The 22,462-nt window shown below is 64.3% G+C and carries 24 protein-coding genes; 11 read left to right on the plus strand and 13 right to left on the minus strand.

Annotated elements, in window-relative coordinates:
* Positions 1–3: 3 nt before the first annotated feature.
* Entirely contained in the window at positions 4–246 is a 243-nt protein-coding gene (gene purS / locus ABIB91_RS00525) for a phosphoribosylformylglycinamidine synthase subunit PurS (protein ID WP_007602264.1), read from the plus strand.
* Between the two features lie 10 nt (positions 247–256).
* Here purS and ABIB91_RS00530 read toward each other — a convergent pair whose 3' ends face one another.
* Positions 257–1,273: a magnesium and cobalt transport protein CorA gene (locus tag ABIB91_RS00530; RefSeq protein WP_007602266.1), complete on the minus strand. Its 1,017-nt coding sequence runs from the start codon at positions 1,271–1,273 to the stop codon at positions 257–259.
* Between the two features lie 164 nt (positions 1,274–1,437).
* Here ABIB91_RS00530 and purQ point away from each other — a divergent pair, with 164 nt between their 5' ends.
* Together purQ and ABIB91_RS00540 are read left to right on the plus strand one after the other, a co-directional pair.
* The gene (purQ, locus tag ABIB91_RS00535) at positions 1,438–2,139 is read left to right on the plus strand and encodes a phosphoribosylformylglycinamidine synthase subunit PurQ (RefSeq protein ID WP_354159136.1); all 702 of its coding nucleotides are present in this window, start codon (positions 1,438–1,440) and stop codon (positions 2,137–2,139) included.
* On the plus strand, positions 2,136–3,107 hold the full coding sequence (locus ABIB91_RS00540; RefSeq protein WP_354159134.1) for a tripartite tricarboxylate transporter substrate binding protein BugD: 972 nt from the start codon (positions 2,136–2,138) through the stop codon (positions 3,105–3,107). The genes purQ and ABIB91_RS00540 overlap by 4 nt, the downstream gene beginning before the upstream one ends.
* A 3-nt stretch (positions 3,108–3,110) precedes the next feature.
* Here the strand turns inward: ABIB91_RS00540 and ABIB91_RS00545 are convergent, their stop codons facing one another.
* Positions 3,111–4,067 (minus strand): DMT family transporter, encoded by a 957-nt coding sequence (locus ABIB91_RS00545; protein WP_354159132.1) that lies wholly within the window; start codon positions 4,065–4,067, stop codon positions 3,111–3,113.
* A 74-nt stretch (positions 4,068–4,141) separates the two neighbouring features.
* On the minus strand, positions 4,142–4,621 hold the full coding sequence (locus ABIB91_RS00550; RefSeq protein WP_007602274.1) for a PaaI family thioesterase: 480 nt from the start codon (positions 4,619–4,621) through the stop codon (positions 4,142–4,144).
* Positions 4,622–4,804: 183 nt separating this feature from the next.
* On the opposite strand from ABIB91_RS00550, the gene purL reads away from it, so the two are divergent.
* Positions 4,805–7,015, plus strand: a complete 2,211-nt coding sequence (purL, locus tag ABIB91_RS00555) for a phosphoribosylformylglycinamidine synthase subunit PurL (protein ID WP_354159130.1) — start codon at positions 4,805–4,807, stop codon at positions 7,013–7,015.
* A gap of 101 nt (positions 7,016–7,116) precedes the next feature.
* Here the strand turns inward: purL and ABIB91_RS00560 are convergent, their stop codons facing one another.
* Positions 7,117–8,295 carry an acyltransferase family protein gene (locus ABIB91_RS00560; protein ID WP_354159305.1) on the minus strand — a complete coding sequence of 393 codons (1,179 nt, stop codon included), beginning with the start codon at positions 8,293–8,295 and terminating at the stop codon, positions 7,117–7,119.
* A gap of 189 nt (positions 8,296–8,484) precedes the next feature.
* Here ABIB91_RS00560 and ABIB91_RS00565 point away from each other — a divergent pair, with 189 nt between their 5' ends.
* Positions 8,485–8,658, plus strand: coding sequence for a DUF1328 domain-containing protein (locus tag ABIB91_RS00565; RefSeq protein WP_007602280.1), 174 nt, complete (start codon positions 8,485–8,487; stop codon positions 8,656–8,658).
* A 196-nt stretch (positions 8,659–8,854) separates the two neighbouring features.
* Here the strand turns inward: ABIB91_RS00565 and ABIB91_RS00570 are convergent, their stop codons facing one another.
* Entirely contained in the window at positions 8,855–9,214 is a 360-nt protein-coding gene (locus ABIB91_RS00570; protein WP_027567668.1) for a DUF427 domain-containing protein, read from the minus strand.
* A 211-nt stretch (positions 9,215–9,425) separates the two neighbouring features.
* Between ABIB91_RS00570 and ABIB91_RS00575 the strand changes: the two genes are divergently transcribed.
* Both ABIB91_RS00575 and ABIB91_RS00580 read left to right on the plus strand, forming a co-directional pair.
* Positions 9,426–9,662 (plus strand): BolA/IbaG family iron-sulfur metabolism protein, encoded by a 237-nt coding sequence (locus ABIB91_RS00575; RefSeq protein ID WP_007602284.1) that lies wholly within the window; start codon positions 9,426–9,428, stop codon positions 9,660–9,662.
* 24 nt (positions 9,663–9,686) lie between these two features.
* Positions 9,687–10,904: a low temperature requirement protein A gene (locus ABIB91_RS00580; RefSeq protein ID WP_354159303.1), complete on the plus strand. Its 1,218-nt coding sequence runs from the start codon at positions 9,687–9,689 to the stop codon at positions 10,902–10,904.
* Between the two features lie 165 nt (positions 10,905–11,069).
* Here the strand turns inward: ABIB91_RS00580 and egtD are convergent, their stop codons facing one another.
* Positions 11,070–12,041: an L-histidine N(alpha)-methyltransferase gene (egtD, locus tag ABIB91_RS00585; protein ID WP_354159128.1), complete on the minus strand. Its 972-nt coding sequence runs from the start codon at positions 12,039–12,041 to the stop codon at positions 11,070–11,072.
* A 52-nt stretch (positions 12,042–12,093) separates the two neighbouring features.
* Positions 12,094–13,386, minus strand: a complete 1,293-nt coding sequence (gene egtB / locus ABIB91_RS00590; protein WP_354159126.1) for an ergothioneine biosynthesis protein EgtB — start codon at positions 13,384–13,386, stop codon at positions 12,094–12,096.
* A gap of 240 nt (positions 13,387–13,626) precedes the next feature.
* Here egtB and grxD point away from each other — a divergent pair, with 240 nt between their 5' ends.
* Genes grxD through ABIB91_RS00610 form a run of 4 tightly spaced genes read left to right on the plus strand, consistent with a single transcriptional unit; the run spans position 13,627 to position 17,105 of the window.
* Entirely contained in the window at positions 13,627–13,953 is a 327-nt protein-coding gene (gene grxD / locus ABIB91_RS00595) for a Grx4 family monothiol glutaredoxin (RefSeq protein WP_007602294.1), read from the plus strand.
* A gap of 3 nt (positions 13,954–13,956) precedes the next feature.
* Positions 13,957–14,508 carry an O-acetyl-ADP-ribose deacetylase gene (locus tag ABIB91_RS00600; RefSeq protein ID WP_354159124.1) on the plus strand — a complete coding sequence of 184 codons (552 nt, stop codon included), beginning with the start codon at positions 13,957–13,959 and terminating at the stop codon, positions 14,506–14,508.
* 46 nt (positions 14,509–14,554) lie between these two features.
* Complete coding sequence (locus tag ABIB91_RS00605; protein WP_354159122.1) at positions 14,555–15,841, plus strand: serine hydrolase domain-containing protein; 1,287 nt, start codon at positions 14,555–14,557, stop codon at positions 15,839–15,841.
* A 1-nt stretch (position 15,842) separates the two neighbouring features.
* The gene (locus tag ABIB91_RS00610; RefSeq protein ID WP_354159120.1) at positions 15,843–17,105 is read left to right on the plus strand and encodes a serine hydrolase domain-containing protein; all 1,263 of its coding nucleotides are present in this window, start codon (positions 15,843–15,845) and stop codon (positions 17,103–17,105) included.
* Between the two features lie 121 nt (positions 17,106–17,226).
* On the opposite strand, the gene ABIB91_RS00615 is transcribed toward ABIB91_RS00610, so the two are convergent.
* The 6 genes from ABIB91_RS00615 to murI form a co-directional block, all read right to left on the minus strand.
* A complete protein-coding gene (locus ABIB91_RS00615) occupies positions 17,227–18,294 on the minus strand; it encodes a threonine aldolase family protein (RefSeq protein WP_354159118.1) in 1,068 nt (355 codons plus the stop codon).
* A gap of 352 nt (positions 18,295–18,646) precedes the next feature.
* A complete protein-coding gene (rpsD, locus tag ABIB91_RS00620; RefSeq protein ID WP_007602315.1) occupies positions 18,647–19,264 on the minus strand; it encodes a 30S ribosomal protein S4 in 618 nt (205 codons plus the stop codon).
* Between the two features lie 197 nt (positions 19,265–19,461).
* Entirely contained in the window at positions 19,462–20,229 is a 768-nt protein-coding gene (locus tag ABIB91_RS00625) for an acyltransferase (protein WP_354159115.1), read from the minus strand.
* 105 nt (positions 20,230–20,334) lie between these two features.
* Positions 20,335–20,718, minus strand: coding sequence for a cupin domain-containing protein (locus tag ABIB91_RS00630; protein WP_219684978.1), 384 nt, complete (start codon positions 20,716–20,718; stop codon positions 20,335–20,337).
* 73 nt (positions 20,719–20,791) lie between these two features.
* Entirely contained in the window at positions 20,792–21,565 is a 774-nt protein-coding gene (locus ABIB91_RS00635) for an HpcH/HpaI aldolase family protein (RefSeq protein ID WP_354159113.1), read from the minus strand.
* Between the two features lie 58 nt (positions 21,566–21,623).
* On the minus strand, positions 21,624–22,421 hold the full coding sequence (gene murI, locus ABIB91_RS00640; protein WP_354159111.1) for a glutamate racemase: 798 nt from the start codon (positions 22,419–22,421) through the stop codon (positions 21,624–21,626).
* Positions 22,422–22,462 lie beyond the last annotated feature (41 nt).

The following is a 22,462-nucleotide window of genomic DNA, read 5'->3' on the forward strand; positions in this document are numbered from 1 at the left end:
GACGTGAAGGCACGTGTTACCGTGACGTTGAAAACGGGCATCCTCGATCCGCAGGGCAAGGCGATCGAGGGTGCGTTGAAGTCGCTCGGCGTCGACGGCGTCGCCAGCGTTCGCCAGGGCAAGGTGTTCGATATCGAGCTCGCGGGCGCGGACAAGGCCAAGGCGGAGGCGGCGTTGAAGGACGCCGCCGACAAGCTGCTGGCGAACACCGTGATCGAGAATTATCGGGTCGAGCTGATCGGGTGAACGGGATGGCTCACAGCCACCCGACCCGACGAAAACGCCAGTACAGCGCCCCGCACGAGACCAGCATCACGCCGAGCAGCATGTAGTAGCCGTACTCCCAGTCCAGCTCCGGCATGTGCTTGAAGTTCATGCCGTAGATGCCGGCAAGTGCGGTCGGGATCGCGATGATCGCGAGCCAGGAGGCAAGTTTCTTGGAGACCGCCGTCTCCTGGGCCTGGCCGACCAGCAGGCTCGCTTCGAAGGCGAAGGCCAGCACCTCGCGCATCGAATCGATCCGCTCCTGGATGTTCCTGACGTGGTCGGTGACGTCGCGGAACAGCGGCTGCATCGTCGCGCGCACCATCGCCAGCTCGTCATGCTCGAGCCGGCGGCAGACCTCGACCAGAGGGCCGATCGCGGTCCGGAGCCGCAAGAGGTCGCGGCGCAGCATATAGAGCCGCTCGATCTGCGCCTTGCTGATCGCCTTGGAGAGCACGTCATCCTCGATGCTCTCGACCTCTTCGTGAATGCTCTCGAGCACGGGCGAGTAGTTGTCGACGATAAAATCGAGAATGGCGTAGAGGATGTAGTCCTCGCCGCGCGCGAGCGCTCGCGGGCAGCTTTCGCAGCGTTCGCGCACCGGCGTGTAGGACGTCGACGCGCCGTGGCGCACCGAGACCAGATAGCCTTCGCCGACGAAGATGTGCGTCTCGCCGAAGGCGATCCGGCCCTCGATCAGTTGCGCCGTGCGCGCCACGATGAACAGGGCCTCGCCATATTGCTCGATCTTCGGTCGCTGATGGGCATGGTTGGCGTCCTCGATGGCGAGCTCGTGCAGGTCGAACTGCTTCTGCACCGCGCTGAGCAGCGCCATGTCGGGCTCGTGCAGCCCGATCCAGACCACGTGGCCGGGTTTCGCCCGCCAGCTCGAGGCCTCACTGATGGCGATATTGGCGACGCGCCGACCGTCGACATAGGCACCGGCCGCGATGACGCCCTCGGTGGACACCGGCTCGGAGAGGGATGCGGGCAGCGAGGGGACATTCATGGCTTTGATCCCGGGCGAATCGATCGGCCGAATGGCGGGCTATGGCCTGTGCACAACGCTCGCGAGCAAGGCTAGCACTGGTAAATTCCCCGTCAAATAGTTATGTCTGCTGCCGATTTGGCAGCCGTGCCAGCCCCATTCAATCCTCGTTCGGAACCTCTGCCATGAAAGCCGCCATCCTCGTCTTTCCCGGAATCAACCGCGAGCGCGACATGGCGCGTGCCTTGAGGCTGATCTCGGGCAGCGATCCCACAATGGTCTGGCATGCCGAGACGTCGCTACCTGATGGTACCGACCTCGTGGTGGTGCCCGGCGGGTTCTCCTATGGCGATTACCTGCGCTGCGGCGCGATTGCGGCGCGGGCGCCGGTGATGGACGCGGTGCGCGATTATGCGGCCAAGGGCGGCCTCGTGCTCGGCGTCTGCAACGGATTTCAGATCCTCTGCGAGTCCGGTCTCTTGCCCGGCGTCCTGATGCGCAATGCGCGGCTGAAATTCATCTGCCACGACGTGCATCTCCGCGTCGAGCGCTCCGACACGCCGTTCACGCGCGGCTACAATGCGGGGCAGGTGATCCGCGTGCCCATCGCGCATGGTGAGGGCAATTATGCGGCGGACGCGGAGACTATCAAGCGGCTCGAAGGCGAGGGTCGCGTGCTGTACCGCTACTGCTCGGCCGACGGCACGATCGACGATGTCAGCAACATCAATGGCGCCGCGCAATCCATCGCCGGCATCGTGAACGACAAGGGCAACGTGCTCGGCATGATGCCGCATCCGGAAAACCACGTCGAAGACATCATGGGCTGCACCGACGGCCGCGGTCTGTTCGCTGGCCTCACCGCGCATCTGGAAAAAGCCGCGTGATTGCGTTCGTGCTGAAGCGGCTGCCGGCCGCTGTCGCCGTCGTTGCGTTCGCGACAGCCGCGCTCGCGCAGGATTTCCCCAAGCGTCCCGTCACCATGATCGTGCCGTTCGCGGCTGGCGGCACCTCCGACGTGATCGCGCGCACCGTTGCCGAGCAGATGGGCATCGCGCTCGGCCAGACCATCGTGATCGAGAACGTCGCCGGCGCCGGCGGATCGACCGCACTGGCGCGTGCCTCCCGCGCCGAGCCCGACGGCTACACCATTGCGATCGGCAATGCCGGTACCAACGCCGCGACTTATACGATCTATCCAAAACTGCCGTTCACGCCGGACTCCTTCGTGCCGATCGCCATGGTGGCGAAGACGTTCGGCATCATCGCCGTGCGCAAAGATTTTCCGGCAAAGGACCTGAAGGAGTTCATCGCCTACGCCAAGGCGAATCCGGGCAAGATCAATCTCGGCCATGCCGGCGTCGGCTCTTCGAATTACCTGATCTGCAAGAGCTTCGTCACAGCCGCCGAGATCGACGCGACGCTGGTCGGCTATCGCGGCGCCGCGCCCGCGCTCACCGACGCGATCGGCGGCCAGATCGACGGCGTCTGCGATGCGGCAGCCTCCGTCTCGCAGTCGATCAACGAGAAGCTGGCGCGCGGGCTCGTGGTCGGCTCGACCGTCCGGCTCGCCACAGTGCCGGACCTGCCGACGTCGGCCGAAGCCGGCCTGCCCGAATTCGAGGCGCAGGGCTGGAACGGCCTGTTCGCGCCCAAGGGCACCCCGCCGGCGATCATCGCCAGGCTGAATGCCGCCGCGCGTACGGCCGTGGAAACCGACGCGGTGAAGAAACGGTTCGCCGACCTTTCGACCGTGGCACCCGATCCCGACGAGCACACGCCCGAGGTGCTGCAGAAGCTCGTGACGCGCGACGTCGAGAAGTATCGCAAGATGCTGGCGGACGACGCCAAGTAATAGCTAGCATCGTTTCAGCCGTTCCGTCGGCATCGTCATCGCGGCGACGCCCGCCATGACCAGCACCAGGCCCAGCGCCAGGTTCGAGGGCACGCTCTCGCCGAGCAGCAGCACGGAGAGGCCGACGCCGATCGGGATGCGCAAATAGCCTTGCGCGTTCGTGGTCAGCGTGCCGAGCCGTCCCAGGCACATGTAGAACAGCATCAGCCCCAGGGCGCTGGAGACGATGCCCATGACGATGGTGGCTGTGATCGCGGTCGGCGTCGGGTGCAACGTCCAGGGCTGGTCGATGATCAGTGAAGGCGGCAGCAGCACGAGGCCGCCGAACAGCAGCGAGCCGGCCGCCACCACCATCGGATCGTATTCGGACAGCCGCAGGCCGAAGATCGTGGCGCAGGCGAACGAGATGGTGGCGAGCAGGATGGCGATCTCCGCCACGATCTCGCTCCCGAAGCCGCGCAGCGCATCAAGGCCGACGATGACGATGGTGCCGGCAAGGCCGAGAATCGCGCCCAAGAGCTTCAGCAGCGTTGCCGGCTCGTGCCGCGTGATCAGCGAGGTGATCAGGAAGGCGAAGATCGGCGTGGTCGAGGCCAGCACCACCGTGTTCGACGCCGGCACATATTGCTGAGACCAGGTGATGATCAGGAACGGAAAGGTCGAGTTGATCAATTGCTGGGTCGCGAACAGCTTCCAGGCCTTCGCATCGGTCGGAATCCTGACGCCGCGCATCCACAGGATCGCGAACAGGAAGGCGGCCGCGATCAGCGAGCGCGCCGAGATGAAGGTCACAGGCGGGATCGTATCCAGCGCGAGCTTGGCCAGCGGATAGGTTGAGCTCCAGCAGCAGGCCAGCGCGACCAGCAGCGCATAGTCACGCCAGTTGCGCGCGCTGGTGGCGGGCATGGACGGCAGCGGCGAGGCCGAGGCGCGACCCGTCGGCGGTGTGCTCTGCGGCACCTTGGTGTTGCTCCCGGCGCGACAGCGCTGGACCCAAGTCTGGGCGACGGGGCGCCAAAAGGGAAGGCGGCGAGCTATGCGTTTGGCTGTGGTGCCGGCTTCCGCTTCACCCGCTTGATCGTGCCGGAGAAGGTGAACAGGGGCCGCCCGCCTGATGTCAGCTTGCCGCGCAGGAAGATCAACGAGCCGCCGGCGCGGGAGACCTCGCCGACGCATTCGATCAGCTCGCCTTCGCGTGCCGCGTCGAGGAAGTCGCAGGCGAAATTGGTGGTCACGGCCGGCCCATCCAGCTCGTGGGTGGCGATCGCGAACAGGCAATAGTCGGAGAATGCCATGAAGCAGCCGCCATGGACGTTTCCGGAGCCGTTGAGGTGCTTCTTCTCGACCCGGAACGCCGAGCGGACGCTGCCGTCGTCCTCGATCCTGTGCCAGAACGGGCCGATATGGCTCTCAAAACTGTCGCGAATCCAGGTTCGCCAGCCCTGGAATTCCCCATCGGTGGCGACGTGGAGGTCGGGGCGGCGGGGCGGGGGCGCTTTGGTCAATTCGTGCAAGGAAATGGGCCTTCAATTGCGAGTCGTTTGCCCTTAAATCCGATCTGTCCACGCTGTGCAATTCCTGTTCCCGCAGCCCCCGGCCGCAAAACGTGGGACAGCGGGAAAATGCGCCATAAAGGGCTTTTCCAAGCCGTCCGATGTTCCTAAGAACGGCCCACCGCCGTCGAAAGCCTCGAATCCATGAAGAACGAACCCAAGATCACTCCCGAGCTTATTGCCGCCCACGGGCTCAAGCCGGACGAGTATGAGCGCATTCTGAAGCTGATCGGGCGGGAGCCAACTTTCACCGAGCTCGGCATCTTCTCGGCGATGTGGAACGAGCACTGCTCGTACAAATCCTCGCGCCTCCATCTGAAGGGCCTGCCGACCAAGGCGCCCTGGGTGATCCAGGGCCCGGGCGAGAATGCCGGCGTGATCGACATCGGCGACGGCCAGGCCGTGGTCTTCAAGATGGAGAGCCACAACCACCCGAGCTACATCGAGCCGTACCAGGGCGCGACCACCGGCGTCGGCGGCATCTTGCGCGACGTCTTTACGATGGGCGCGCGCCCGATCGCCTGCCTCAATGCGCTGAGCTTTGGCGCACCGGAGCATGCCAGGACGCGGCATCTCGTCTCCGGCGTCGTCGCCGGGGTCGGCGGCTATGGCAATTCCTTCGGCGTGCCGACGGTCGGTGGTCAGGTCCGCTTCCACACCCGCTATGACGGCAACATTCTCGTCAACGCGATGGCGGTCGGCCTCGCCGATACCGACAAGATCTTCTATGCGGCCGCCTCCGGCGTGAACATGCCGATCGTCTATCTCGGCTCCAAGACCGGCCGCGACGGCATCCACGGCGCCTCGATGGCCTCGGCCGAGTTCGACGACAAGTCCGAAGAGAAGCGTCCGACCGTGCAGGTCGGCGATCCCTTTGCCGAGAAGCTGCTGTTAGAGGCCTGTCTCGAGATCATGGAGAAGGGCTGCGTTATCGCGATCCAGGACATGGGCGCGGCGGGTCTGACCTGTTCGGCGGTCGAGATGGGCGCCAAGGGCGATCTCGGCGTCGATCTCGATCTCGATGCGGTGCCGACGCGCGAGATCGGCATGAGCGCCTACGAGATGATGCTCTCGGAGAGTCAGGAGCGCATGCTCATGGTGCTCAAGCCCGAGAAGGAGAAAGAGGCCGAGGCGATCTTCAAGAAGTGGGGCCTCGATTTCGCCGTGGTCGGCTACACCACGCCGAGCAAGCGCTTTGTGGTCAAGCATGGCGGCGACGTCATGGCCGATTTGCCGATCAAGGAACTCGGCGACGAGGCGCCGCTCTATGACCGCCCGCATGTCCCCTCCGCCGCTTTGCCTGTCGTGCATGCGCGCGAAGTGGCGGCGCCGATGAGTCTCGGTGCCGCGCTCGAAAAGCTGATCGGCACGCCCGACATGTGCAGCAAGCGCTGGGTCTGGGAGCAGTACGACCACGTCATTCTCGGCAACACCATGCAGCGTCCCGGCGGCGATGCCGCGGTGGTGCGCGTGCAGGACGGCCCGAAGGGCCTGGCGCTGACCGTCGACGTGACGCCGCGCTATTGCGAGGCCGATCCTTATCAAGGCGGCATGCAGGCCGTGGCGGAAGCCTGGCGCAACATCACTGCGGTCGGCGGCAAGCCGCTTGCGATCACCGACAATCTCAATTTCGGCAATCCCGAGCGGCCCGAGATCATGGGCCAGTTCGTCGGCTGCCTGAAGGGCATCTCGGAAGCCTGCCGCACGCTCGACTTCCCGGTCGTCTCCGGCAATGTCTCGCTCTACAACGAGACCAACGGCCGCGCGATCCTGCCGACGCCCTCCATCGGCGGCGTCGGCCTGCTCGACGACTTCACCAAGTCGGCCTCGCTCGCCTTCAAGGCCGAAGGCGAGGCGATCCTCCTGATCGGCGAAACTCACGGCTGGCTCGGTCAGTCCGTTTACCTGCGCGACATCTGCGGTCGCGAGGAGGGGGCGCCGCCGCCGGTCGATCTCGCAGCCGAGAAGCGCAACGGCGACTGCGTGCGCGGCATGATCCATGCGGGCACTGCGACCGCCGTGCACGATCTCTCCGACGGCGGTCTTCTGATCGCGCTGGCCGAGATGGCGATGGCGAGCGGCATCGGCGCAAAGCTGCTGGCGGCGCCGACCGCGTTGGTGCCTCAGGCCTATTGGTTCGGCGAGGACCAGGCGCGCTATCTCGTCACCGTGCCTGAGACGGAAGCCGGCCGCGTGCTCGCCAAGATGCGCGGCTGCGAGGTGCCCTGCGTGCGGATCGGTACCACCGGCGGCGACGCGATCGCGATCGCGGGCGAAGCGCCTGTTGCGATCGACACGCTCAGGGCATCGTTCGAGCGCTGGCTGCCGGAGTATATGGGCGGGAAAGCGGCCTGAGGCGCTGAACCGGTAGCCCGGATGAGCGAAGCGACGTCCGGGTCTTTGTCGTGAGGTTTCCCGGATATCGCTACGCTCATCCGGGCTACGGGTATCGTGCCTCACAGCACGTGCGAGGCCCCCGGAATCTTCCGCAAGCCCGCCGTCAGTCCCCAGCTCAGGATCACCGTGAGCACGAAGCCGATCGTGGCTTTCACGATCGCAGGCCAGCTGTAGTCGTACAGCGCGTACTGGATCCACAACGCGATCGGGTAGTGCACCAGGAAGATGCCGTAGGCATCCGCCTGCATGCGGTCGAGCAGGTTCGGGCCCGGCGACTTCTGGTGCAGGAAGAAGGCGAGGATCGCGAGCAGGATCGAGCCTGAGAACAGCACGAAGAACGTGCCGTAGATCGCCTGATACCAGTGCGGCTGCGGGTCTGGATTGCCCAGAACTTCGCGCTTGATGTAGATCATGCCCCACATCAGGCAGTAGGGGATCAGCGTGGCGATCACCCAGAGCCAGCGTTGTTTCGGCAACTGGCCGCCGGCGCTGAGGATGCCGCGATCGAAGTTCGCCGCTCCAACGCTGACGCCGATGAAGAAATAGGCGAAGTAGAGCAGGATGCGGCTCGCCTGCACCGAGAACGGCCCGAGCTCGAACCATTTGCTTCCGCCGAAATAGAGCAGCGCCGGCACGTAGGCGATTGTCGTCACGACGACGAGCAGCAGCCAGAATACGGCCGGCTGGTCGAATCCGCGTAGCGACACGCGGTTGCCCGGGTCGACCAGATGCGCGGAGACCCGGTAGAGCAAGCTCGCGGTCAGGTCGAACGCCAGCAGCACCCACACGAACCAGATCGGGCCGCTCGGCCACGGGCCAACCGTGATCGTCTTCCACCAGAACGCCGTGAAGCTCAGCCCGGGATCGTGCCGCAGTGCGATCGCGTAATAGGCGAGGGGAATCACGGTGAACGCCGCGATCGCGAACGGCAGCCCGAGCCGCAACAGGCGGTCGCGGAGAAAAACTGACGGCGCCTTGCGCGCGATGCCCGGCCAGGTGAACAGTCCTGACAGGAAGAAGAACATGGCCATGAAGAAGCTGTCGGTGGCCAGCACGACGATGTCGAAGCCGATCCAGGACGCCGGATCGGTGTGCCCGAAATAGGTGTAGGGAATGACGGCGTGGTGCAGCAGCACCACCAGCGTGAGGAAGGTGCGGGCGCGATCGAGCGACAGATTGCGCGCCTTGGCCTTCGGCACCGCGTGCGCCTCTGCTCCGATCGTCGCTGAATGTGACATCGTCATCGTGGCCGCCCCGGTCGCGCTTTCCGTCCCGGCCGGACTTTGCCGCCGGGAACCGGATTCAGCAAGGGTCGTTTGGGACGCCCGCAGGTCTCGAGACCGCTAGGAACCAGTTCCCTGCGACGAAGTTAGCGTTCGCCAAAAGGGCTTGGGACCGCGGCAAGCGGTACAATTTCGGAGCTGGCGATGACGATCCTGAAATGGGCGCTGATCTTCCTACTTGTCTCGATCGTGGCCGGCGTGCTCGGCTTCACCGGCATCTCGGCCGCTTCCGCCGACATCGCCCGCTTCCTGTTCTACGTGTTCGTCGCGATTTTCCTGGTGCTGCTGATACTCGGGCTCACGATATTCAGGGCGTAGCGGGGCTCGCGTCAGCATTCCCAGTCGTCGTGCCCGGGCTTGCCGTCTTCGCTGAAGCTACGCCGGCCCAACACCCGTAGCCCGGCGAAGCCTTGGCGGAGCCGGGTCCCGGGCATCCACGTCCTGTGTATCCGCGGCAGCCAAGAACGTGGATGGCCGGGACAAGCCCGGCCATGACAGCAGGCCCTATGTGGGCTTACCCCACTTCCTCGATCTTCACCTTGTCCGGATAGAAGGCGAGATGGCCCGAAATCTCGGTCATCGCGGGGAAGGGCGCCTCATAGGTCCAGATCGCGTTGTCCAGCGTCTTGCCGTCGGCCTTGACGCTGTAATAGCTCGCATCCCCTTTGTAGGGGCAATGTGTGACGCGGTCGGTGCGCTCCAGCAGCGCCATATTGGCGTCCTGTCGCGGCACATATTGCACCGCCGGATATTTCGCCTCTTTCAGCGTCAGCGCCTTGGTGGTCTCGGCGATCACGATATCGCCGGCCGTGACGCGGACGCGCCGGGGATTTGGGGTAATGGTGATGGGGTGGTCGGGCCCTGGAAGCTTCATGATTTCACGCCTTTTTCGATCACTCTGCCGCGCGCGGCACTTTGTCGTGGCTTTATCCAGATCGGATCACCGATATAGTGCCGGAAGGCGTGACGTAGAAGGCCGTTCACGCTAAGTTTGGGCCCGCCGGCAAGTTTGGCTTTGCAGATCCGGACCCCGGCAGCGATTCGACGACAAGGCTGATTGCAGCCGAGACAGGAGCACGACCCGAATGCCAATGGACGCCCACGATATCGAGGCGATGATCAAGGCGGCGATCCCCGATGCCGAGGTGACCATCCGTGACCTCGCCGGGGACGGCGATCACTATGCCGCGACCGTGATCTCGGAAACCTTCCGCGGCAAGTCCCGCGTCCAGCAGCACCAGATCGTCTATCAGTCCCTGCGCGGCCAGATGGGCGGCGTGCTGCATGCGCTGGCGCTGCAAACCGGTGTGCCGGGCGCCTGATCTGCTCGTGACGGGGGGATGACGATGGCTGCGGACAATCCGCGCGGCGCGATGTTTCGCGTCATCCTGCCAAACCAGCACAGCCGCGTCACCAATGCCGAGCTGTTCTTCGACCTGGTCTTCGTCTTCGCGATCACGCAGGTCTCGCACACATTGCTGCACCATTTCACGCCGCTCGGTGCGGTGCATGTCGCGGTGCTGTTTCTCGCGGTATGGTGGGTGTGGGTCTACACCGCCTGGGTCACCAACTGGCTCGATCCCGAGCTGACGCCGGTCCGCATCCTGATCTTCCTGATGATGCTGGGCGGCCTCGTGCTGTCGACGACGATCCCTACCGCCTTCGAGGGGCGGGGCCTGTGGTTTGCGATCGCCTACGCAACGATGCAGGTCGGCCGCACCGCCTTCTGGATGTTCGCAACGCCGCGGCATCGAACTGCGGTCCGGCACAATGCGATCCGCATCCTGACCTGGCTCTCGGTCTCCGCGATCTTCTGGATCCTCGGCGGCCTCACCCATGACGAGGCGCGGCTGTGGTTCTGGATCGTGGCACTGACGATCGAATACATCTCGCCGGCGGTGCGCTTCTGGGTCCCCAAGCTGGGCTTCTCGTCGGTCGAGGCCTGGGCAGTCGAGGGCGGCCACATGGCCGAGCGCTGCTCGCTGTTCGTCATCATCGCGCTTGGCGAGGCCGTCGTCGTCAACGGCGCGACCTTTGCCGAGCTGGACTGGACCGCGGACAACATTCTGGCCTTCGTCTCTGCGTTGGTCGGCAGCATCGCGATGTGGTGGGTCTATTTCCACAAGGGCGCCGAGGCCGGCGCCGAGCGCATCTCGAAATCCGCCGAATCCGGCCGGTTGGCGCGGCTCGCCTACACCTACCTGCATATGCCGATCGTCGCTGGCATCATCCTGACCGCGGTCTCCGACGAGCTCGTGCTGAAGCATCCGGTCGGGCATTCAGATATCAGGACCATCGTCAGCACGATCGGCGGTCCCTTGCTGTTCCTGGTCGGCACCATCCTGTTCAAGCACGCGATCCGCGGCTTCCTCCAGCTCTCGCACGGGATCGGCATCATCGCGCTCGCGGCGCTGTCGTGGTTTGCCGCCGAGCTGTCCCCGCTATGGCTGTCGGTCGCCGCGACGGTGATCATGATCGTTGTTGCGGTGTGGGAGTCGGTCTCGCTGGGATCGACGCCGGAAGAAGCCGAGGAGCATCAGAGCACGGACCGCGGTAGCGCCTGACTTGAACGCCTCGTCCTTCGAGACGACCGCTCCGCGGTCTCCTCAGGATGAGGCTAATCAGCGCCGGTGCCCGTCGAAACTGCTGCCACGGATACCGTCCTCATCCTGAGGAGCCCGCCTAAGGCGGGCGTCTCGAAGGATGCGCCGCAGGAAACGGAGGAATTTCTACTCCGCCGCCTCCAGCGCGTGCACCGAGAACATCTTCGCGGCATCGGTCCAGCTCTCACGCACACGCCAGCCCGCGCCCTGCGCCAGCGCGGCAAAACGCTCGAGGCTGTATTTGTAGCTGTTCTCGGTGTGGATGCTCTCGCCCGCGCGGAACGAAAAGCTGGTGCCGAGCAGGCGCACGGTCTGGCTCTTCTTGCTGATCAGGTGCATCTCGATGCGGTGCCGCTCGCGATTGTAGATCGCGCGATGGGTGAAGGCGGAGAGGTCGAAATTGCCGCCGAGCTCGCGGTTGATCCGCACCAGCACATTGAGGTTGAAGCGCGCGGTGACGCCGGCGGCATCGTTATAGGCGTCGTGGAGCAGACGCTCCTCCTTCTCGAGGTCGGCGCCGATGATCATCTGCGCACCCCCGCCCAGGATGGCGCGCGCGCTCTTCAGGAAGGCCTGCGCTTCATGCGGCTCGAAATTGCCGATCGTCGAGCCCGGGAAGAACCCGACCTTGGGCATCGTCGCCACCGCCTTGGGCAGCTCAAACGGCGTGGTGAAGTCGGCTGCCACCGGGTAGATGCCGAGTGACGAAAAATCCCGCTTCAGGCCGTTTGCCTGCGCCGTCAGGAAGTCGCCGGAGATGTCGACGGGCACATAGGCCGCGAACTTGCAGTGATTGAGCAGCAGGCGGACCTTTGTGGTCGCGCCCGCGCCGAATTCGACGAGGGCCGCGTGCTCCGGAATGAGCTTTGCGATCTCGCTGCCGCGCTCCTTCAGGATCGCAAGCTCCGTGCGCGTCGGGTAATATTCCGGCAGCCGTGTGATCGCTTCGAACAGTTCAGATCCGGCCGCATCGTAGAAATATTTCGGCGACAGCTTTTTAGGCTGCTGCGAGAGGTCCTCGATGGCCTCGCGGGCAAAGGCGGTGGTCTGCTCGTCGGGAAGATGGGCTTCGGCCAAAGCGCTAGCGTGCACATTCATGATACTCTCCTGAACGCGCTGTCCGGCGCGCATTTGTCGTCGGATGAGACTTTTACTCGTAGTCGGCGAGCCGCAGTCCCGTGAATTGCCAGCGGTGGTGCGGATAAAAGAAGTTGCGATAGGTAATACGGCTGTGCCCCTCCGGGGTTGCAAGCGAAGAGCCGCGCAGCACCAGCTGGTTGACCATGAACTTGCCGTTGTATTCGCCGAGCGCGCCTTCGATGGCGCGATAGCCGGGGTAAGGCGAGTAGGACGATCGCGTCCACTGCCAGACGATGCCGAAGGCATCGTTGAACTGGCCCGCGCGGGCCGCGACCTCCCACTCCATCTCGGTCGGCAGATGTTTTCCGGCCCAGCGCGCAAAGGCGTCAGCCTCGTAATAGCTGACGTGGCAGACGGGCGCGTCAGGCTCGACCGGCTTGAGGCCGGCCAGCGTCATCACATGCCATTGGCCGTCGATCTCGCGCCAATGGCCGGGGGCGTCCCAGCCCTCGTTGTTGACGGCTGCAAAACCGTCCATCAGCCACAGCGTTGCGGTCCGGTAGCCGCCGTCGCGCATGAAGGCGAGCCATTCGCCATTGGTGACGAGATTGCGTGCGAGCTTGACCGGGCCGACGAGGGCGCGATGCGCCGGCTTCTCGTTGTCGAAATGAAAACTGTCATCCACGTGACCGACGGTGTGGATGCCTTCGTTCAGCGTCAGCCAATCCTCACTGGCCGGCGTCGCGGCCGGGAAGCGCCAGTCCGGATCATAGGCCGGCGGGATCGGGTTCTGCGCGAAAGCGTGCAGGATGTCAGTGACCATCAATTCCTGATGCTGCTGCTCGTGATTGAGGCCGACCTCGACCAGCGGCGCGATCTCGCGAAGCTTGTCCTCGCCGGCGTCGCGGAAGAATTTCACGACGGCAGCGTCGACGTATTTTCGATAGGCGCCGACCTGATCGGCGCTCGGGCGGGTGATGTCGCCGCGGTGATTGCGGGAATGGCGCGGACCGGCGCTGACGTAATAGGAATTGAACAGGAAAGCGAAGTCAGGGTGAAAGGGCTGGTAGCCCGCACAGTGCTCGCCGAGCACGAACTGCTCCCAGAACCAGGTGGTGTGCGCCCGGTGCCATTTCGTCGGGCTCGCGTCCGGCATGGACTGGATCTGCTGGTCCTCCGGCGACAGCGGCGCGGCCCTGCGCTCGGTCTCGTCGCGGACGGTGAGAAACGCGTCCTCCAGCCTCTGGGCAAGGCCGCCCAAATCGGCCGACGGTGACGGGGCGGGGGCCGTAGCGGAGGCTTGTTTCGTCACGTTTTTCTCCAGACAGGACAAGAGAACGTTGTTGGCGTTGCCGGGTTCCAAAACGCCGGGTTCGTCCTAGATAGGGGCTCCGTGACGGTATGAAAGTCCTCCCTGGCGATGATATTCGTGGCATCATGCAATGGGCCGGTGGTGCCGAGAGCGGTCCCTCAGGGGCCGCTCGCCGCCATTTTACTTTGGATGCACAACGGTTTGGGCTACATATATACCCAGGTATCGGGTTAGATCGGTGGAGCCAGCCCGAAGCGATTGGAGTGGGCTCCGCCCCATAAGGACACGGATATGAGCATCGAGGAATTCATCGCCAACGAAGTGAAGTCGAACGACGTGGTTCTGTTCATGAAGGGCACACCGCAATTTCCGCAATGCGGGTTCTCCGGCCAGGTCGTCCAGATTCTCGACCACATCGGCGTCGGCTATAAGGGCCTCAACGTTCTCGAATCCGCCGAACTGCGCAACGGCATCAAGGACTATTCGAACTGGCCGACCATTCCGCAGCTCTATGTGAAGGGCGAGTTCGTCGGCGGCTGCGACATTGTCCGCGAGATGTTCCAGGCTGGTGAATTGCAGCAGCTCTTCTCCGAAAAGGGCGTCGCTGTCGCGGCCTGATACATGACCCAGCTGACGCGCCGGATCGGCGGCGCGGAGCTCAAGGTCATCGTTGCTGACATCACCACGCTGAGCGTTGACGCCATCGTCAACGCGGCCAACACGTCGCTCCTGGGTGGGGGCGGCGTGGATGGCGCGATCCATCGGGCGGCCGGGCCCGAGCTTCTCGCCGAGTGCCGGAAGCTCGGAGGATGCCCGACCGGCGATGCCAAGATCACCAAGGGCTACCTTCTCCCTGCGCGCCATGTGATCCATGCGGTCGGCCCGGTCTGGCACGGGGGCACTCGCGGCGAGGCAGAGGCGCTGGGCTCCTGTTATCGCCGTGCGCTCGAGCTCTGTGAGGCCAATCAGCTGACGTCCGTGGCGTTCTCCGCGATTTCGACCGGGGTTTACGGCTTTCCGGCCGACCAGGCCGCGAAGATTGCGGTCCATGCGACCATTGAAGCCCTGCAGGCCGCGCCGCTGGTCGTCGACGTCATATTTTGTTGTTTCTCGGAAAAGAGCGCGGCTCTGCACGCGGACGTTTTGGCGCGGTATGGCGGCCCTTGTGCCTGATGACGCGGTCGGTACACTCCGCCGGGCCATGTTCCGGGGAGGGGATATGATTTCACAGTCTGGACTGCGCGCGCTGGTCTGCGCCGCGCTTGTATCGTTGGGTACGATGTCGTTCGCGCGGGCGGAGGGCACCTACGAGATTCCGGCCGGCGCGCATTTCAACCAGGACAAGCTCGCCAAAGTCACCGAGTTCTTCAAGAACGAGGTCGCGACCGGCAAGATCGCCGGCGCAAATGTGCTCATCAAGCAACATGGCAAGCCGGTCTACCACGAAGTCTTCGGCGTGCAGGACGCGGTCAGCAAGGCGCCGATCACCGACAAGACGATCTTCCGCCTGTTCTCGATGAGCAAGGCGATCACGTCCGTCGTCGCAGTGAAGTTGATCGAGGAAGGTACGATCAAGCTCGACGATCCCGTCTCGAAATACATTCCGTCCTTTGCCAATGTGAAAGTCGGCGTCGAGAAGAAAGCCGAGGACGGCACCAAGTCGCTCGAGCTCGTGCCGCCGAACCGGCCGATGACGGTGCACGATTTGATGACGCACACCTCGGGCGTCACCTACGGCTTCTACGGCGACAGCCTGGTCCGCAAGGCCTATCGCGAAGCCAACATCTATGCCGGCGATTTCGACCTCGCCGAGTTCGCCGAGCGCATCGCAAAACTTCCGCTGCACAACCAGCCGGGCGCGCTGTGGCAATACGGCCATTCCACCGACATCCTGGCGCGGGTCATGGAAGTCGCGGCCGGCAAGCCGCTCATCGAGATCGAGCGGGAGAAGCTGCTCGACCCCCTCGGCATGGTCGACACCGGCTTCTTCGTCACCGATCCCGAGAAGCAGAAGCTGCTGGCGCAGCCGGTGCCGAACGACAGTGATTTCCGGGTCGGGCGGATCAATGATCCGACGGTCGTCAAGAAGATCCAGTTCGCCAGCGGCGGTATGGTTACGACCATGGCGGATTATGAGCGCTTTACTCAGATGTTGCTCAACGGCGGCAGCCTCGACGGCAAGACCATTCTCAAACCCGAGACGTTCAAGCTGATGACCACCGACCAGATCGGCCCCAAGTCGGGCGTCGATCGCGATTATTTCTACTTCCCCGGCGATGGCTTCGGCTTCGGTCTCGGACTTGCGGTCCGCACCGATCCCGGCAACGCAAAACCGCCGCCGCCCGGCGATCTCGGCGAATTGAAATGGGACGGCGCCTCCGGCTGCTATTTCGTGATCGATCCCAAGCAGGACATGTTCTTCGTGCTGCTGGAGCAGACCCCGACCGAGCGCCAGCGTGTGCAGCGGACATTGAAGCAGCTGGTCTATGAAGCGATGGAGAATTGACATGTTCGGGCGCCGCGCATTGATCGCGGCGCTCGTTCTTCTCGCCGGCGGCATCGTTGCGAAGGCGGGTTCCGAGAGACCTGCGGTCCGGACGCTCTCGCCCGCGGGGCTGGCGAAGGTTTCCGACTACATCCGCAACGAGGTCGCCACCGGCAAGATCCCCGGCGCCATCCTGCTGCTTCAGCAGCACGGCAAGCCGGTCTATTATCAGAATTTCGGCGTCCGCGACTTCGCGACCGAACTCTCGATGAGCGCGGACACGATCTTCCGCCTCTACTCGATGTCGAAGCCGGTCACCTCAGTCATGGCGATGATGCTGGTTGAGGAGGGCAAGCTGTCGCTCGACGATCCCGTCTCGAAATACATTCCGGCCTTCGCCGGCATGAAGGTCGGCATCGAGAAGAAGGCCGAGGACGGCAAAGTCGCCCTGGCGATGGAGCCGCTGGAGCGACCCATCACAATCACGGATCTGCTGCGCCACACCTCAGGGCTGCCTTACGGCTATTACGGCGGCGGTATGGTGCGCGAGCTCTACGCGGACGCCAATCTCTTCAACAGCAATCTGACCAACGCCGAATTCGCCGCCAAGGTCGCCACGCTGCCGCTGGTCGAGCAGCCCGGCACGGTGTGGGACTATGGCTATTCCACCGACGTGCTCGGCCGCGTCGTCGAAATCATTGCCGGAAAGTCGCTGCTGCAGTTCGAGAAGGAGCGGCTGCTCGATCCGCTCGGCATGACCGAGACGGCTTTCTTCGTCGCAGATCCCGCCAAATTCCCGCGCATCGCCGAGCCGATGCCGGGGGATCGCAACATCAATCCGACGACGCAGGTCCGCGACATCAGGCGGCCCGCGACCTGGGAATCGGGCGGTGGCGGCATGGTCGGCACGGTAGGCGACTACGCCCGCTTCGCCCAGATGCTGCTCAACGGCGGCACTTATGAGGGCCGACGCTATCTCAAGCCGGAGACCATCGCGCTGATGGCCTCGGATCATATCGGGCCGGAGACGAAGATCGCGCGCGACCAGAACTATTATCCGGGTGGATCTTCCGGCTTTGGTCTCGGCTTCGCCGTGCGCACCTCGGTGCCCCCTGGGACGGCGTGGCCGCTCGGCGAATATCGCTGGGACGGCGTCGGCGGCACGTTCTTCTTCATCGATCCCGAGGACGACCTGTTCGGGATCTTCATGGTGCAGACCCCGACGCAGCGCGGCCGGATTCAGCTGGCGCTGAAGACGCTGATCTACCAGGCGATGGGGCGGTGAACCGCCGTTGTTTTGCTGTCGGATAAGAGCAGTAGCCCGGATGAGCGCAGCGACATCCGGGGTCTCTGCGAGTGAAGTCCCGGGTATCGCTTCGCTCACCCGGGCTACAGGACTGCTCGGCTTACACCCCGCGCACGATCTCGCGGATATATCCGATCGTCTCCTCGATCTGACTCGCATTGACGTCGAGATGGGTGCAGGCGCGGATGCGGCCGTCCATCATCGCAAGCGTCACGCCGCGCTGGCGCAATGCCGCGACCATCTTGTCGCCGGGAATGCCGGCACCATCGGGCTTGAAGAACACCAGGTTGGTTTCGGGCTCCTGCACCTCGACGCCTGCGATCTGCGACAACCCGCGGGCGAGAGCGCGCGCATTGGCGTGATCGTCGGCAAGCCGCTCGACGTGATGGTCGAGCGCGTAGATGCAGGCCGCGGCACAGATTCCGGCCTGTCGCATCGAGCCGCCGAGCCGCTGCTTCCACTGCCAGACCGCATCGATGAAGGCGCGCGAGCCCGCCAGCACGCCGCCGATCGGCGCGCCCAAGCCTTTCGAGAAGTCGATCCAGGCCGAATCCCAGCCCGCGGTCATGTCGCGCGGCGAGATGCCGCTCGCGACAGTGGCGTTGAGCAGGCGCGCGCCGTCCATGTGGGTGACGAGGCCATGTTGTTTCGCGATCGCGACGATCTCGTCGAGCGCGGCCTTCTTCCAGATCGTGCCGCCGCCGATATTGGCGGTCTGCTCGACGCTGACCACGATCTGCGGCGGTTGGTAGCGGGTGCGCGGATGCAGCGCTTTGCGGAACGTCTCCGGCGTGAACTGGCCGTCGGGTCCCTTCAATTGCGTGACCTGGAAGCCGCCGATCGCGGCATGCGCCCCGCCTTCGCGCGCGATGATGTGCGCGCTTTCATGCGCGAGGATCTCGTCGCCGGGGCGGCAATGCACCAGCGTCGCGGTGACGTTGCACATCGTGCCTGACGGCATGTACACCGCGGCTTCCTTGCCGAGCAGCTCGGCGACGCGCGCGCACAGGGCGTTCACGGTCGGATCGTCGCCGACCTGCTCGTCGCCGACCTCCGCCCGCGCCATCGCCTCGCGCATCGCAGGTGTCGGCTTGGTCTGTGTGTCCGAGAGCAAATTGATGCGCACCGGCGGCGCCTTGGGATCGATCGGGGAAGGGGTGTAGAGCATGGCTGGTCTCGTCATTTCACCTAGTCGAATCGTTGCGACGTATTGCGTGCGTTTCTCAAGGACCTGAACTAGCCACGAGAACGTTGAGTGACGCGCTGCCGCGCGGCGAGAAGGATTTCGTCTGGCGTGTCGGCCGTAAAGATATTGCAATCAGGCAGAGCGAGCAGCCCCTGATATCGGCAGATCTGCTCGTCGCGGGAGAGGGCCTCCCATGCTCGAAGCGCCGCTTTAGTCGGCGCTGCCGAAGGCAGAGTGTTGGCGAACTGGTCGGCCGTGCGAGACATCGAAGGCATGCTATCAAACAAAAAGGCCCCGGAGAACCGGGGCCTTTGAGCGATTGATCTGCCGACTATCAGCGCGAATAGAATTCGACGACCAGATGCGGCTCCATCTGCACCGGGAACGGCACGTCGGAGAGGTGCGGGATGCGAATGTATTTCGCGGTCATCTTGCCATGGTCGACTTCGAGATAGTCGGGGGTGTCACGCTCGGAGAGCTGGCTGGCTTCGAGGACGTGCGCGAGCTGTTTCGAGGATTCCTTGACCTCGATCACGTCGCCGAGCTTGACCAGATAGCTCGAGATGTTGACCTTGCGGCCGTTCACCTTGACGTGGCCGTGATTGATGAACTGGCGCGCGGCGAAGATCGTCGAGACGAACTTGGCGCGGTACACGACCGCGTCGAGACGGCGCTCGAGCAGGCCGATCAGGTTCTCGCCGGTATCACCCTTGAGGCGGCTGGCTTCGACATAGATGCTGTGGAACTGACGCTCGGAGATGTTGGCGTAGTAACCCTTCAGCTTCTGCTTGGCGCGCAGCTGCACGCCGAAGTCGGAGAGCTTGCCCTTGCGGCGCTGGCCGTGCTGGCCGGGGCCGTATTCGCGGCGGTTCACGGGGCTCTTCGGGCGGCCCCAGATGTTCTGGCCCATACGGCGATCGAGTTTGTACTTCGCCTCACTGCGCTTAGTCATCGCGTCCTCTTCAGGTACTTGGTTTGAGGAAACGCGCCCTCCTGTGTGACGGGCTAGCCCGGCACTGACAGGTCCGATCCCCAAAGCTTAAGGGACAGGACCACGGGTCGCGAAACGCTTCGCGGGCCGAAATCGGCCCGCGAGCAAGCGGCTTTTAGGGGGATTTGGGGCTCGCTGTCAATGCGAATGGCCTGGAATCACGTTCCGACCGCCCGGATCGGCTTTGACCCGGCCGCCCGCAATTCGGCAGCGATTTCAGTGTTCAGGACCTGTTCCAGCCGCGTCAGGACCCGGGCGATGGGGGCGGCGTCGGTGACCCGGTGATCCCAACGAATCACGACATGGATGGTCTGGTCAGGCCCGACCACCCCATAGCTGACGATGAAGGGTCCGGGCGTGATGGGGTGAAGCTCGCCACCGCCATAGGCGGCCACCGAGCTCACCGCGAAGCTGCCGAACCAGTTGCCGCGCTGCCGGCCGAAATTCAGTCCTATCGCCCAGGACAGCCGCCGCAGCGGCAGCGGCAGGCGGGTCGCCCGCATGATCTTGCAGAACATGGGAATTTCGTCGATCGGGGCGGTCTTGGCGTGCCGGATCTCGGCATCGACCGCAGCCAGCGTCATGGCCTCGGGAGTGACGATTCGCTGCGGGATCACGCATTCCTCGCCGCCCTCGACCCGGGCAATGGCCACCGACGCCACGCTCTTCGGCAGTTCGTAAAGCGACGGCCAGGGCCATTTGGCATAGACGGTACGCAGGACCGGCTCGTCCCTGGCGACCAGGGCAAAAGCCTTGACGAACATAGCGGCCCAGCCGGCTGGCGCCATCGCGCCCGTGCGGGCCTCCAGCAGAGGGCCGATATCAAGCGAACGGGACAGGGACACGAAGGGCACGCCCATCGAGGCGTGCATGAGGTCGACAATCAGGCGACGCGGCAGCGAAATGGTCTTGGGCGTCCCGCGCATCGCTCTTTGGTTTCCCCTGATTAAAGTTTGTGCAGCGAGCGGGCTTCCCGCTCGCCGCCTGCTCTAGCACGAACCAACCCGCGTGGGGCCGGTCGGTTCGCCGCATCAGGGTGCCGGCGAGGCCAGCGGCTTGGTCTTATCGACGATGTAAACCCCAAGCACTTTCATAGCCTTATCGCCGTGGGCTTTGGCGTCATGCACGACGCCTGCCGGGATCTGGTAGGAATCGCCAGCTTTCAGCGTCTTTTCCGGCTGCCCGTCGATAAGGAGATTGAGTTCGCCTTCGAGCACGTAACCGGTCTCGATGCCCGGATGGGTATGGCGACCGGCCGCGCCGCCCGCCGGGACCTCCGCGATGGCCGTGATGGTGTTGTAGCCATCCGGAAATTCGACCTTCTGGAGCGGGGTGCGTTTGATGCCGGGCTGCTGGGCGAAGGCCGCAACAGCGAGGCCGGTAAAAGCGAGAGCGAGCAAAGTCTTTTTGAACATGGTTTTTTCCTCCCTGGAACGACTGAGCCTAGCAGCGCAGCAGTTCCCGGCAAGGTGGCAATCGGCTTTGCCGTCAGCGCTTGATCCCCTCGAACGCCGCCATGATGCCGCGCTGGAATAGCGACCAGTCGAAGCCGAGCGCGATCGCGCGGTAGCCGCGGTCGACCAAGGCGTTGGCCTGGTCTGCGGTGCGCGCCACGCCGCCGATCGGCACGCCGCTTCTGAGGATGCCGGCCTCGGCCCGCGCCACCAGCTCCAGCAATTCCGGATCGTCCATCTGGCCGCGCTTGTTGATGGAGGTGGCGAGATCGCCGGGGCCGATCACGGCGACGTCGATGCCGGGCGTGGCCATGATCTCGTCGATGCGGTTGACGGCGTCGACGTGCTCGATGGTGATCATGCAGATCATCTCGTCGTCGGCACTGGCCATGTAGTCCGGCATCGACTGGCCCCAGCGGAATGGCGCATGGAACGGACCCCAGAGCCGATCGCCGCGTGGCGGATAGCGCACGCTGCGCACCGCTTTCTCGGCTTCAGTGCGATTGGTAATCATCGGGAAATTGATGCCGAAGGCGCCGATGTCCATCGGTGCCTTCGCAAGCCATGGCTCGTTCGCCGCGATCCGCACCAGCGGTGTGCACGGTGTGCCGGTGGTGGCCGCGATCATCGCATGTGCTTCGGTCAGTCCGATCGGCCCATGCTCGAGATCGACGATGATCCAGTCGAGTGAGCGCGCCATGATCTGCACGGTCTGCACGCTCGGGATCGTCGCGATCGCGCCGAAGGCGGGACGACCCTCGCGCCAGAGCTGGCGGAGACGGTTGAGCGCAGTTGCGGGGACCGACATGTTTTGGCCTGCGAAGGGATGACGACGGAGCCTAGCAGCGCGTCGCCGAGGCGCAAGGTCAGGCTGGAATGCGGCCGCCGAAGAACGGCGTCAGCACGGCCGAAAGGCCATGCACGCGATTCGAGGTGAAGATCATCTCGGCGCCGGATTGCGCGATGCCACCGGTGTGCGGGCCGAGCAGATCCGAGACGCGGCGGGCGATCGCGGGCGCCGGATCGATCCAGTCGACCGGCCAGGGGGCGAGCTGTTTCAGCCGGTCGAGCAGCAGCGGGTAATGGGTGCAGGCGAGCACCACCGTGTCGGTGCGTGCGCCTGCGTCCCCGGCATCGCCGACGAAGCACGGGGCGAGCTCGGCGAGGATGGCGCCGTCGCTGACGGGAGAGCCGCTGAGCTCTGCTTCGGCCAGCGCGGCCAGCTCCGGCGAGCCGACCAGCGTCACCTCGCAGCCTTGTGCGAAATCGCGGATCAGTGCCTTGGTGTATTCGCGCTTCACCGTGCCCTTCGTGCCGAGCACCGACACCCGCCGGCTTCTCGACTGCGCGCAGGCCGGCTTGATCGCCGGCACCGTGCCGACGAAGGGCAAGGAATAAGCGGCGCGTAAGTGCGATAGGACCAGGGTAGACGCCGTGTTGCAGGCGATGACGACGAGGTCAGGATCGTGCGTGCCGATCAGTTCCCCCATCAACGGCACCACGCGGGCGATGATCGCGTCCTCGCTGTGGTGGCCATAGGGGAAGAAGGCGTCGTCCGCGACGTAGACGTAATGCGCGTCGGAGCGCGCGGCCACGACCTCACGCAGGACCGTGAGCCCGCCAAGGCCGGAATCGAACACCAGAATCGTCGGAGAATTGGTCACGTGATCACTCTAGCCGGACATGGTTACCATTCGGTTTTTGG

The organism is Bradyrhizobium sp. JR4.3, from assembly GCF_040547695.1.
Taxonomy (GTDB): domain Bacteria; phylum Pseudomonadota; class Alphaproteobacteria; order Rhizobiales; family Xanthobacteraceae; genus Bradyrhizobium; species Bradyrhizobium canariense.

Excerpts from the sequence above, each read along its gene's own strand:
- ABIB91_RS00530 (WP_007602266.1), bottom strand. The coding sequence starts at position 1,273 with ATGAATGTCCCCTCGCTGCCCGCATCCCTCTCCGAGCCGGTGTCCACC.
- purQ (WP_354159136.1), top strand. The coding sequence starts at position 1,438 with ATGAAAGCCGCCATCCTCGTCTTTCCCGGAATCAACCGCGAGCGCGAC.
- purL (WP_354159130.1), top strand. The coding sequence starts at position 4,805 with ATGAAGAACGAACCCAAGATCACTCCCGAGCTTATTGCCGCCCACGGG.
- ABIB91_RS00560 (WP_354159305.1), bottom strand. The coding sequence starts at position 8,295 with ATGTCACATTCAGCGACGATCGGAGCAGAGGCGCACGCGGTGCCGAAG.
- ABIB91_RS00565 (WP_007602280.1), top strand. The coding sequence starts at position 8,485 with ATGACGATCCTGAAATGGGCGCTGATCTTCCTACTTGTCTCGATCGTG.
- ABIB91_RS00570 (WP_027567668.1), bottom strand. The coding sequence starts at position 9,214 with ATGAAGCTTCCAGGGCCCGACCACCCCATCACCATTACCCCAAATCCC.
- ABIB91_RS00575 (WP_007602284.1), top strand. The coding sequence starts at position 9,426 with ATGCCAATGGACGCCCACGATATCGAGGCGATGATCAAGGCGGCGATC.
- ABIB91_RS00580 (WP_354159303.1), top strand. The coding sequence starts at position 9,687 with ATGGCTGCGGACAATCCGCGCGGCGCGATGTTTCGCGTCATCCTGCCA.
- egtD (WP_354159128.1), bottom strand. The coding sequence starts at position 12,041 with ATGAATGTGCACGCTAGCGCTTTGGCCGAAGCCCATCTTCCCGACGAG.
- grxD (WP_007602294.1), top strand. The coding sequence starts at position 13,627 with ATGAGCATCGAGGAATTCATCGCCAACGAAGTGAAGTCGAACGACGTG.
- ABIB91_RS00600 (WP_354159124.1), top strand. The coding sequence starts at position 13,957 with ATGACCCAGCTGACGCGCCGGATCGGCGGCGCGGAGCTCAAGGTCATC.
- ABIB91_RS00605 (WP_354159122.1), top strand. The coding sequence starts at position 14,555 with ATGATTTCACAGTCTGGACTGCGCGCGCTGGTCTGCGCCGCGCTTGTA.
- ABIB91_RS00610 (WP_354159120.1), top strand. The coding sequence starts at position 15,843 with ATGTTCGGGCGCCGCGCATTGATCGCGGCGCTCGTTCTTCTCGCCGGC.
- ABIB91_RS00615 (WP_354159118.1), bottom strand. The coding sequence starts at position 18,294 with ATGCTCTACACCCCTTCCCCGATCGATCCCAAGGCGCCGCCGGTGCGC.
- rpsD (WP_007602315.1), bottom strand. The coding sequence starts at position 19,264 with ATGACTAAGCGCAGTGAGGCGAAGTACAAACTCGATCGCCGTATGGGC.
- ABIB91_RS00625 (WP_354159115.1), bottom strand. The coding sequence starts at position 20,229 with ATGCGCGGGACGCCCAAGACCATTTCGCTGCCGCGTCGCCTGATTGTC.
- ABIB91_RS00630 (WP_219684978.1), bottom strand. The coding sequence starts at position 20,718 with ATGTTCAAAAAGACTTTGCTCGCTCTCGCTTTTACCGGCCTCGCTGTT.
- ABIB91_RS00635 (WP_354159113.1), bottom strand. The coding sequence starts at position 21,565 with ATGTCGGTCCCCGCAACTGCGCTCAACCGTCTCCGCCAGCTCTGGCGC.